We start from the raw sequence: 11,399 nt of genomic DNA on the forward strand, positions 1-11,399 counted from the left end.
GTATGGATATTTATGCGATATGCACTCACTTGGCTAAAGGTGCCGGGATAGGTATTTCCTTTATTGATACTTTGGGCAAATGTTTCAATGAATTGACCTCCATTTTTATTGGCCTTACTAATAATGAATGTTTGTGTTTCGCTAACCGGAGCAATTGCGGCAGCAATTTTAGCAGCAGAGGATACCGCTCCTCCAGGATTATAACGTAAATCTAAAATAAGGTCACTAATACCGCCATTTTTAAATTTCGATATAGAATCGAGTATATTCCGGTCAAACTCTTCATAGAAACCATTATAGAAAACATAGCCCACTTTTTTATTTCCATTGGTAAATAATTTAGTTAGGTATACGGGCTGTTCCCTAAAATAAGCGTAAGAAATAACATAAGATGCCTTACCGACCAACTGACCCTTTTCAATACTAGCAGTTTGTATGGCAATATCCGCTCCCAACTTTAAAAGCTGATTAATCTTATCTACAGTCGTGTTACTAAGTTCAACTCCATTTACGGTCGTGAAAATATCACCTCGTTTTAAACCTCGTTTGGCAGCTGGCCCATTCGGCACAACCAGTGTAATGATACCCAATAAACGTCCCGGAAAAGCCGTACTCTCCATCAGCGCATATTCAAAGCCATAATACGCAAAAGACGAATATGTGCTTGGCAGATTTTCGGGATCTTCTATGTAAGAAAATCTATCTTTCGAATAAAGCAGACTCTTAAAAAAGGAAATGGAACTACCATTTTGCAATGGATAATTAGGTAATTGATCTGCCCAATAATAATAGACCTGCATGCTATCTAAAATCCATTGCCGATCTTCGGGGAGTAGCTGTACTACCTGTTTCTCTTTTTTACAAGAAATTAATATCAGGGCTAAAGTAAACAACAAATAGAATTTCTTGCTTTTATATAATCTCATATCTTTTAGCCCATGGTATGGGCTTTTAAGATATACACGTATGCATTACAAGATTTTACTATGTCGGTTCAATTTTTTTAATAAAAAGTTACAGTTCGTAATGGTTAGCCAAGCTACATATCAAATCATTGAAACTTAAAGCGGCGCAATTATGTACCTGGCTTAAGGCTTACATTTTAGCGCCCTTTATATCGTTTACTGCAAATCCTGTTATGATTAGCTGGAATACACGCATTAAGCATCTCTTAAAAACGCCATGATATCAGGATCGGTAAAAATATTCCAACTATTTTTAGCTTCTCGATCAAGTGGTAGCTCAACCACATGAGTTGTCATTAATACCATTCTATTGCCATTTTTGAGCGTAACCTTATCATTCTTTTTAGCGGCTTCTGAAGCAATCTCTATCACGGTTTCAGGTTTTAGTTTATTGGCCTCTATATAAGCTGCAAGCTGCTCTGGAGTTAATTTTTTCTCATAGGCTACTGTAGCATATCCTTGCCTTTCCAATTTGTCTGTAACGCTTAACAGCACCTTAATGTGGGCAAAGCTTACAAAATGGAGAAAATCGGCGAAGTCATTCTCGTATGCTTTCCCAAATTTCAGGCAGTCTAAAAGCCATGCCTTATCTAAATAACGATTATTCAGTTCCGCGATGACCTTGTTTACCATATCGTCCTGCATTATTGTTGTAGCTATGGCCACAATCGCGTTTGACATTTCCTGACCTATATACTGAAAAGCGTAATTGATGCGTGTCTGGGTAATGTCATAGCAGAAACTTTGAAAGTAGTAGATACATTCCTGAGTTTTAGCCAACAGTTCCACTTCTAATTCATCATTTAGTCCGTCATAAAAAACCCGTTCTTTAGGTTCGAGCAACCGACGAAAATCGGTCGAGCCATTACCCTTAAAGAATTGGTCTACATCCATGATCATTCTGTGATGTAAATCTTTATGGTCTACCCATAGGTAATGCAGGTCCTGTTCTGCTCTATCTTTAAACGTAGGCGTATCCTTGTCTATGATCTCTTGCAACTGATCGGGATTTAGCGATTTTTTATAGATAAGAAGTATGTAATGTATCCATGCATTTTGGTCTTGCAGTTGGTTAAGCACCCTAATGTATTTCCAACTTACCTTTTCCTTAATGGCCTGTAGTTTTTCAAGAGAGCATGTTGCCGAAAAATCTTGCATAACGGACAGGTTTTCGGCAGAAAAGTATGCACCATATTCGGGTATGAGCTTAGCAGCTAGCCGTTGCCTTATAAGCTGACTTATTGCGGGCTTTTTTTCATACAATGCATCATTCAGTAAGCCACCAATAGACCAAAATAGATCCAGTATCCTGCCATTCATCAATCTAAGCATCTTATGCTGTTCCGACTTTATGACATCCACTATATTAGCTATCCGAAAATCGGCATAATCTTGGTCGGTTATTATCTTCTTCCTCTTCATATATCTTATCTTATTATATGATTGTTTTTCTACTGTTTAACATACATTTATGAATACAGCTTATATTTTTTGAAGTAATCATATTTACGGAATAATTACATGGTACCTATAGCATTCTTATTAGGCCATCTACTGCCAAATATGACTATTTCCTTAATATTTTTTCCATTGTTTTGCCTTTTGCCAGTTCATCAACCAATTTATCCATATACCGGATTTTCTGCATGAGCCGGTCTTCGATCTCTTCTACACGATATCCACAGATCACACCGGTAATTTTTGCGACATTGGAATTGATTTGTGGTGCCTGCTCAAAAAAGGTTTCCAAGCTTATCTTTAGATCGATCTGTTGCTGCAACGTGTGTCTATTATACCCTGTTAGCCAACAAATAACCTCATCCAGTTCTTCCTTTGACCTGCCCTTTTTTTCTACTTTATGAATATAATGCGGATAAACACCTGCAAAAGACATTTTAAATACCCTTTTATTATCCATTGTTTTGTTATTGTTATTAAAGTTTGAAGGTAGTTTTTTTCTTGATCTCTACAGAAAGTATTTTTTCAGATCTTTTCCTTCTCATAGCATATAGCGCTATAACGTCCCGCAATTAACGGACTTTAATCTCATCTATGAGAAACATCTGTTTCAAGCAATTATCAAGATCAGATTTTAGAGCGCGAAAAGCTATCTGTGTCCTATGACTCAAAATTATATTCTTTGATTTAACTGCAACCTTTACTTGTTAGCGCAAACCCTTCGCTTATATTTTCCCTAAGCTTCAAGAGCATGAGATAAAGTTTATCAATAGACAAACCCTGCCGTTATTTATCAAGGTAAAATGTAGTCCAGGGACTTTTGGCAACCTGTACCCCATCTTTGAACATTGCAGTATAATATTTATAATAGGTACGTCTATTCAGGATTGAAAAATAATTATAAGGTACATATAAAAATAAATCACTGTAATAACCATAGTTATAAGTTGTATTATCATATTGTGGAGTGAAACTATTGCTGAAGGCTAGATTTGCATTTCGTCCCAATGCCTGATCAAAATAGGTTACAGGCGTACCATCCTGATAATAAAAATATGCGGTTACCATAAAGCGCTCACTTCGTGCATTTTGTATAGTAAACTTTGGCATAACAATAAGCCTAAAATTCGTGTTATCGAAAGATTGAACATTTATAATATCTGAAAAGACCGCACCATTTCGATAAGTAAAATAAGTAGCCCCTCCCTGTGCAATTTCCCTGTTATGGTCATCAAAAATAGAAACAACAGCCTTTAAATTGTGATTTCCTTTTAACAAATGTAGCTCATCATAGGGAATGAATAATTCTTCATTATTGAAAACACTAGCATCATAGATTGGAATAACGTCTTTGCCTACCGACACATTTCCATTTAAAGTATAATATTGTTGGTTAAAGTCACGCAAGGGTGTCCCATCAGATGTATAGAAATAAGCGACGAACATACATTTGCGCCCATTAGAGTTATTAACCTGAAAAGAACCTTTTATCCGCATGCCATACTTCCCCCCAACCAGGATATTGTGATCTATCGTTACATTATTCAGCTTACAAGAAACAAGCGAACTATTATTACCACCTCCTCCAGTCGAAGTTGTAGTCGTAACTGTAGAGAAAGGATACATTTCCCCGATCAGTTTCTTGTCGCCTGTCGAAAGTTCTGTATTCCACCCAACGGAATAACCATCTATCGTCAATGAACGATCTATGGGATAGTGCATAATGGAAGTAGGATCGTATTCGTTATTCGACATGGTAACGCTATAGCGATTTAAAACCTGCTCATCCACTTGACTTGGAGACCAACCTTGAGTTTGAAGAAAATAAGCATATACCCGTTGCTTATTCCACTGTATCCTGCTCAAAGGAGATTTGTGCTCATGTAACAAACCAAGTGCATGTCCAAATTCGTGAAGAACTGTTCTCTTTAACTCAGTATCGGAAGTATAATCATTAAAACCCTCAAAATTCATGGTTTGCTCATTCTGACCAAAACGTTTTGCAATCGTACCTGCATATGACCAATAACCACCCCTATTAAATCCAATACGGATATCTGCATTCCCGTACTCAATAAAATTAAACTTGATATTGGCGTAGCTTTCCCATAGCCTGGCATATTGTTTGATCCTTTGCTGCACAGATGGGCTGCCTCCAAGAAAGCGAACCTGTAGTATGGCTCCATTTGTCCATTTGGCACTTGCATCAAGTACACCACTTTCACCAACACCAAGCGTTGTTGTTGCCATTTTATCAATACAAGTAGCGATTTGCCCATATGAAGAAATGGACATCAAAAGGAAGAGAAGAGAGAGACGTAAATAGTTCACAATAAGGTTTTTACTAATATACAACTTTTTATAAAATGTAAAATCGTCTCAAGTAAAAAAATATTTTTCAATGCCAATCTCCAACATAAATATCAATTCTATTTTTGAAGGCAGTCAATATTATATTAATATTTTAAAAGGAAAATGACATCTTTAACTTTTGGCCTTTTAAGAATAAAAAAAGCTTATTTTTTTTCTTTTATGGTATTGTGAATAAAAATTTCCTGTTTCGGATACGGTACTCTAATCTCATTTTCAAGAAATAGCTGGTTAATGGCCATGATGAGGTCACTCTTTATCTCCAATAACAGTTTAGCTTGCTTGCTCCAATAGAACAAACGTAGTTCAAGTGCTTCGGCACTTATATCCTGGAAAAACACGGTAGGTTCCGGATGTTTCAATATTCTATCGTCAGCTAACAATATCTTTATGATGCCATCTTTAATCAACTGTAGATTTTCACCATGAGCTATATTGACAACAATAGATGACCTTCGCCTACTGGTAGCACTAGACCAATTCACCAAATGGGAATTGAGCAAATCGCCATTGGGCAAGACAATTTCCGCACCATCAGAGGTGCTAATTATACTGCTTCTAAAACCAATAGATTTTACGATACCACTTTTACCCGCCACCTCTACTTCATCCTCTAGATTTAGAGGTTTTTCAAAGGCAATGACCAATCCGCTGACCAAGTTATTCACCAAAGATTGTAGGCCAAATCCTATACCAACACCCAGCGCTCCTAATATAATAGCAATTTTATCTATGGGAATACCCACAGAAGCAAAGGCCAAAAACAATCCTAAAAGGATAATGGTTATACGAATCAGCAATATCCAGCTACCTATACCTCTTTTACCATCTTGTGGTTTGGAAAAGGAGCGTTTGTCTACTGCAAAAAAAGAAACCACCTTTGAAATGACCACAGCTGCTGAAACCACGAAGAAAAACAGGATCAGGTTACTGATGCTGAACGTATAGCTTCCTATGGCCCTCTGGTCAAAGAAAAAGCTCCTTACGGGCTCAACTACAACAGTGTAGGCGGGGAAATTACGGCCAAACAAGATCAACCATCCTATGACCAACAAGACATATAATAACACAGGTGCCCTTTGCCCAACACGATCGAAATTTATAAAGAAAAGACTTTTGTCCTGTCTAGTATAGAGATTAAATGCCAGTTGTAGACCTTGATTGATTATTCTCACTGTCCAAAGAAACATAATTGCGATGATTACATTAACATATCCAGCCACCAACAATGCCTTAGCCAAATTGTAACTACCCAACACATTAAAAACCAATGAGAAAACTTCCAAAATGGTCATTAGTGCTATCCCATAAATAATCAATTTCTCACGAAGTTCTTCTCTATTTCCTGTTTTCAATATCAGCAGTCCTAATATAATGCCCGCTAAAGACAACAGTAACATACTCCACCTTTCAACCGTAGAAGGCTGAAGTATAAGATTATCAAAAGCCGCCAAAACAAACAACAACAACAACCCCAACCAAGAGCACATCCAAAATCTAGAAATGAAACCTTTCATTAAGAAAGTAAGAGCGACTGCCGAAATAAGCCAAAAAAATAGACTAAAAATAAAAGGAGGTGCATTGAAAAGGAACTGTGACAAATTTGAAATAATAAAAATAGCCGATACCAAAGGATATCTAAGCATTAAATTTTCCTCCTTTAGCTCCTTGCTGTTAACTTCTTTAAAATAGGTACTCTTCAAAGACAAAATAAAGGTATAACAGATAACCAATAACAACATCACCCCCAACAAAATGCCAACATTACTACTTCCAAAAAAACGCAAGTTCAGTTTTCCTTTCTGCAAAGAATAGGCAACAATTTGTTGAAATGGCCTGAAAAACCCTCCTGGCTCCCAAACAAAAGTAAACTCCTTCTTAAAGAGGTGATTGGACATCTGTCTTTGGAACGATTCTATTTCATCCAAACTGTTTTCCAAACTATAAGTCTGCAGGTTTGCTTGGTTCTGTAAGGATTGTGTTTGTACAATGGAACGATCTATCACACTATCTACTGGAGCAACCTCTTTTGCCAATACGACCAAGGCCTGTAGGTACTTTGAAAGTTTTACCGAATCTGTTGAAAATTTAAATAGTTCTTTGGTACTGGCAAGTGAGTCTATCTGGTACTTGAAATTGGACAATTGTTTCTTATGATTGTCCAATTTATTTTTTTGCAGGTTACATCTTCCCAATAAGGCCTTTAATATCTTTTCAGTGGTCACCAGATTTCGATAGGTTTGCGATGTGCCCTTGTTTGAAAAAACGCCATCTCCAGCTAATTTTGTATGTTTGGCAATCAGCAGTAATTCGTTCTTTGCTGCCGTCGTATCTAAACCTGTCCTAAGATAAAGCTTCGCTTTCTGGAGATGTTTTTTAATTTCTATCAAGGTAGCTTCCTGTACCTGCTCAGCTTTATCTACCTGCAGGTCATCGGCACTCCGTATGGCCGATGCTTTTGCAAACGCCTGCATCTTGGCCACAAATCCTCTACTACCATTTACGGTATCTTTTTGACCGTAGGCAGCACTGCCGAAACAAATCAGCAGGATAAATAAATTCAATATGCAGAAAAGCTGAAGTCGCATTTAATATCTTTATGAACAAAAAAGCAGTTAACCTAAATCAATGGCCTGAAAATAAAAAATATTCGCTAAACGATATAATTCTAAGTACATAAAAACTAAATTTATAAAAAAATAAAATGACATGCTCATGAACAGACCTCTCCTCTTTATTTTGGCAGTACTATTTTCGATAAATGCCTTTGCCCAAACCCTAACTTCTGAAAAGACAGATGTTATCCTCAAATTGAATGGTGATGAAATGAAGGGTAGAATTACCAAAATCAACGATACCGAACTTACGTTTATCTATAATGGCGAAACACTTGAATACACTGTAAAGAAATCAGATATCTTAAAGATCATCCATTCAAGTGGAAGGGTAGAAATTATTAATCAGCCCCCCCTGCCATCGGACATCCGAGCAAAGGATCAAATAGTGATGAAAGGTTCCCCAACTGACCATCATAATCGCATAGCTGTGCTGCCTTTCCATTTCCTGATCGAAAACCAACCCGGTGCCGAAGAAGTAGGGCTAAGTGCCCAACAGGATGCCTATGGTTTTCTCTCACAGCATTCCGCAGGTTATACCCTTCTGGACACAAGAACAACCAATGCGCTATTGGCAAAAGCTGGTGTAACCAAGGATAACATTACCGGCTTTACCATAAATGAAATATGCAATATCCTTGGTGTAGAATATGTAATTGACGGAACTATTAAACAGAACAGATCATCGCAAACGAGCTATACCAGCGACAATGCAAATACGAACGTTAAAAGAAACGGAGACGACAAAGTAACAGGTGTAAGATCTTCGGGATCTACTTTTTCAAATGCACAGCAACGCTATGATGTTTCCGTGAGCTTAAGTATCTATACAGATACCAACGCCAATATCTATAGCCAAAGCCACAGGGCATTTTTTACCAATACTGATGGCGGATATAGCAATCCCCTCCAATATCTATTAAAACGTTCTCCACTATATCGGAAGTAGATTCTGAATATTGCTAAAGCTGAAGTTTAAAGTCACAAAATTGACCACCGAAGTTACTTATCAATATATTGAAAAAGACAAAACCTATGTTCCTCTTAATGACCGGGTAGAGGTGATCATCAAAATGCTAGGCAACAAATTACCAATGATTACTACAGATAGGTATACCATTAAGCCATAACTTTCTATTATTGCATGAGCATATCCAACAAGCGGGCATCTTTATGATAAATATCTTCCCTAAAATTCAGCTGTCCGGCAGAATCTACATAGGCGGTAAAATAACCAATATATACCGGAACCTTAGTTTTGAGTGAAACCCATTGCTCCTTTCCACTCCGCATGGCCAGATCTATACGTTTGGATGTCCATATAGGCATGTCTTCCAGTAGACTTTGGGCAAGTTCCTTTGGTTGCTCTACCCTTATGCAACCATGGCTAAAAGCTCTTATATCTTCATTAAATAGTGGTTTTGAAGGCGTATCATGCAAGTAGATATCGTTAACATTGGGAAAAATAAATTTAATCAACCCAAGTGAATTATCGGCACCGGGCTTTTGCCTTACATGTCCATTATTCCATTCCATGTGATGTTTGTCAAGATAATCGGGATCCTTTTTCATTTCAGGCAAAATTTCTTTTTTTATAATGTCTTGCGGAACGTACCAATATGGGCTGAAGACTATATTTTGCAGATTTCCTGCAAAAATAACCGTTTGGCTCATTTCTTTTCCCACCACTACCTTACAGGTCCAACTGAGTTTATTATTTTCATAATAATATAATTGAAAGGCAGGAATGTTCACCAAGATAAATTTACTACCATGGTCACCTAGCGGGATCCACCTCATCCGCTCCATATTGATCATTATCTGTTGTATCCTAGCACGTAGGGGAACATTTATTTCTTTGAGGAACCTAGAATCGAGTGAAGGATCTTCTTTTATTCCATGACGTTTTTTGAAACGTAGAACCGCATCTGCAAGTTCTTGATCATAGATTTTGGATGGAGATATACGCTGAAGATCACCAAGCTGGAATAGACGTTCACGAAGTTTTGTAACCATAGCCAGGGTATCACCAATAATTGGCTGTTTTATAATCTCCTGTTGGGGAACCAATATTTCCTTCTCTTTTTTCTCAAGTTCCTGATAGTGGTTAAGCATTTTACGCAAAGCGATATATTGTGGAATTACCGCTTCCTGCTCTACATCGGCAGACGAAACTGTCAACTGTTTTTTCAATAGTTCCGAGTAGGAAAGCTTTTTACCAGGCAAATACCAACCAATGTCTTTTGCCTTGGCCAACTCTGCCCCACCCCACCTATTTTTGGCATAACTGAAATATTGGGCGGTAAGCATCAACTCCAGCTCGAGTGATGGCGGCATAAAGTTTTTCTCTTTTTGTTGATCCATTAATGAAGAGAGTTCTTCTTTATAAGGCAGTTTTTTTAAAATACCGTCATTATCCTCCGCATTTATACGTCCTAACAGATGCTGTGCCGCTTCAATCAGGCCATTTTGGTCAAACCATACATAATGATATCCCTGTGAGCTGTAAAATGCTTTAAAGTCTTCTGCGAACTCAGTGAATGCACTGCGGCGAGACAGGAAGCTATGTATTGCCAACGTATCAACCCTTAAGGTTCTAACATCAATACTCACTTTTTTAACTACGTTATCTCTCGTCCCAACCCGATCTGTAGGCCTTCCATTGCAGCCCATTGAAAGAAAGAACAGGCCTAGGCAAGCAAAGCCCACTAACTGCTTTGAAAGCTTCGAAAAATATTGAGAACCATTGTCCATATTATTAGGATTTACGCTATACAAAGAAATTTATGATGCAAATTATTTATTTAAATAGAACAGACAAGAATTTTAAATAATTAATATATTAAGGGCGTTCGATATGGTTATTAACTTATTGAACCCTATATCTGTTGCCGATTTTCCACTTTATCTTTCCCAGGGCAGGAGGAATCTGTATGAAAAATATCCTTATCCAGCTCCTTCACTTCGGTTTTGGATAATATTGTAGCCTAAACTTATACAAATGTACTATAATGTATTATTTTCTACTTCATAATCTTTTATAGGCTTTTCACGAGTTATCTTTTCTGGCTTGTATTTCCATCTACGGTGGCTCCAAAGCAAATAAGCTGGCTCTTCTTTGATGAGATCTTCTAAAATCGGGTATGTAGTTCGGTTATTTCAAACGTTGAAGTACTTAGGGGAAACAAGCAAATAGGCACACAGTCTACCTCATAATAGCCTCGTTTTATATAACTTGTTTTTAAATAAAATACAGGTCTGTCGACTTTTCTTGCAATTTTTTCTATCCCTAATTGAATAGAGGCCTCCTGATTTAAAAGCGTAGTCCAATACATCAAACAAATTGATCGCCTATGGTTAACTGTTTATTAAGAGCAGATGGAACAAAAGCCAGACATTTTGTTGATTTTACACCTTTTAAAAATTAAAATAAATTTTGCTTTGAAAGAAAATTTATTTTTAATAACTTAATTAAAAAAATAATTAATCAATTAACCTCTAAAAAACTTTAACAATGAAACGCTCTCTATTAGTGTTGCCCGTAATGGGTCTGTTTATGCTTATGGCAGATGCCAAAGCACAAGTTGGTGTGGGTACAACTACGCCAAATGCTTCTTCTATGTTGGAAATTCAGTCGACTACCAAAGGTCTTCTTCCTCCCCGCATGACCAGTGCACAGCGCACAGCTATTGCAACTCCTGCAACAGGTTTGATCGTATATCAGACTGATGGAACAAGTGGCTATTATCATTATACAGGAAGTGCATGGGCAAAGTTGGTGACCAGTTCTGATGCAGTTACACTTTCCAGTGGCTATGCTGCCAATACATCTAGTTCTGTAATTGCCGTTATATTAGGCGGGACCGATATTCCAGGGGATACTACGGAACCTGAAAGGGAAGAACCATTTAGCATAATTCTCGAATTCATCAACAAGGCAGCAGCGGTATTGATATTATAACTAATAAAATACCGACCTGCATTAGCAATG

General features: G+C 37.4%; 9 protein-coding genes. 2 read left to right on the plus strand and 7 right to left on the minus strand.

Features of this window, described 5'->3' with window-relative positions; translation table 11 throughout:
• The 5 genes from JHD79_RS21775 to JHD79_RS21795 all read right to left on the minus strand — a co-directional run.
• A partial coding sequence (locus tag JHD79_RS21775) for a S41 family peptidase (protein WP_199121471.1) occupies positions 1-926 on the minus strand: 926 nt, incomplete at its 3' end.
• A gap of 234 nt (positions 927-1,160) precedes the next feature.
• Positions 1,161-2,387 carry a DUF1016 N-terminal domain-containing protein gene (locus JHD79_RS21780; protein ID WP_199121472.1) on the minus strand — a complete coding sequence of 409 codons (1,227 nt, stop codon included), beginning with the start codon at positions 2,385-2,387 and terminating at the stop codon, positions 1,161-1,163.
• Positions 2,388-2,532: 145 nt separating this feature from the next.
• Entirely contained in the window at positions 2,533-2,883 is a 351-nt protein-coding gene (locus JHD79_RS21785; RefSeq protein WP_199121473.1) for a DUF2200 domain-containing protein, read from the minus strand.
• 326 nt (positions 2,884-3,209) lie between these two features.
• Complete coding sequence (locus JHD79_RS21790) at positions 3,210-4,673, minus strand: matrixin family metalloprotease (RefSeq protein WP_233164829.1); 1,464 nt, start codon at positions 4,671-4,673, stop codon at positions 3,210-3,212.
• Between the two features lie 266 nt (positions 4,674-4,939).
• Entirely contained in the window at positions 4,940-7,381 is a 2,442-nt protein-coding gene (locus tag JHD79_RS21795) for a mechanosensitive ion channel family protein (RefSeq protein WP_199121475.1), read from the minus strand.
• Between the two features lie 127 nt (positions 7,382-7,508).
• Here JHD79_RS21795 and JHD79_RS21800 point away from each other — a divergent pair, with 127 nt between their 5' ends.
• Complete coding sequence (locus JHD79_RS21800) at positions 7,509-8,357, plus strand: hypothetical protein (protein ID WP_199121476.1); 849 nt, start codon at positions 7,509-7,511, stop codon at positions 8,355-8,357.
• A gap of 40 nt (positions 8,358-8,397) precedes the next feature.
• Positions 8,398-8,538: a hypothetical protein gene (locus JHD79_RS21805; protein WP_199121477.1), complete on the plus strand. Its 141-nt coding sequence runs from the start codon at positions 8,398-8,400 to the stop codon at positions 8,536-8,538.
• 7 nt (positions 8,539-8,545) lie between these two features.
• Here JHD79_RS21805 and JHD79_RS21810 read toward each other — a convergent pair whose 3' ends face one another.
• Both JHD79_RS21810 and JHD79_RS23240 read right to left on the minus strand, forming a co-directional pair.
• Complete coding sequence (locus JHD79_RS21810; protein ID WP_199121478.1) at positions 8,546-10,162, minus strand: murein L,D-transpeptidase; 1,617 nt, start codon at positions 10,160-10,162, stop codon at positions 8,546-8,548.
• Between the two features lie 1,059 nt (positions 10,163-11,221).
• A complete protein-coding gene (locus tag JHD79_RS23240) occupies positions 11,222-11,338 on the minus strand; it encodes a hypothetical protein (protein ID WP_370583370.1) in 117 nt (38 codons plus the stop codon).
• Positions 11,339-11,399: the final 61 nt, after the last annotated feature.

It is taken from the genome of Pedobacter sp. ASV28 (genome assembly GCF_016428855.1).
Classification (GTDB): domain Bacteria; phylum Bacteroidota; class Bacteroidia; order Sphingobacteriales; family Sphingobacteriaceae; genus Pedobacter.

Coding starts and splice junctions, on each gene's coding strand:
- JHD79_RS21780 (WP_199121472.1), bottom strand. CDS start 2,387: ATGAAGAGGAAGAAGATAATAACCGACCAAGATTATGCCGATTTTCGG.
- JHD79_RS21785 (WP_199121473.1), bottom strand. CDS start 2,883: ATGGATAATAAAAGGGTATTTAAAATGTCTTTTGCAGGTGTTTATCCG.
- JHD79_RS21790 (WP_233164829.1), bottom strand. CDS start 4,673: ATGGCAACAACAACGCTTGGTGTTGGTGAAAGTGGTGTACTTGATGCA.
- JHD79_RS21795 (WP_199121475.1), bottom strand. CDS start 7,381: ATGCGACTTCAGCTTTTCTGCATATTGAATTTATTTATCCTGCTGATT.
- JHD79_RS21800 (WP_199121476.1), top strand. CDS start 7,509: ATGAACAGACCTCTCCTCTTTATTTTGGCAGTACTATTTTCGATAAAT.
- JHD79_RS21810 (WP_199121478.1), bottom strand. CDS start 10,162: ATGGACAATGGTTCTCAATATTTTTCGAAGCTTTCAAAGCAGTTAGTG.
- JHD79_RS23240 (WP_370583370.1), bottom strand. CDS start 11,338: ATGAATTCGAGAATTATGCTAAATGGTTCTTCCCTTTCAGGTTCCGTA.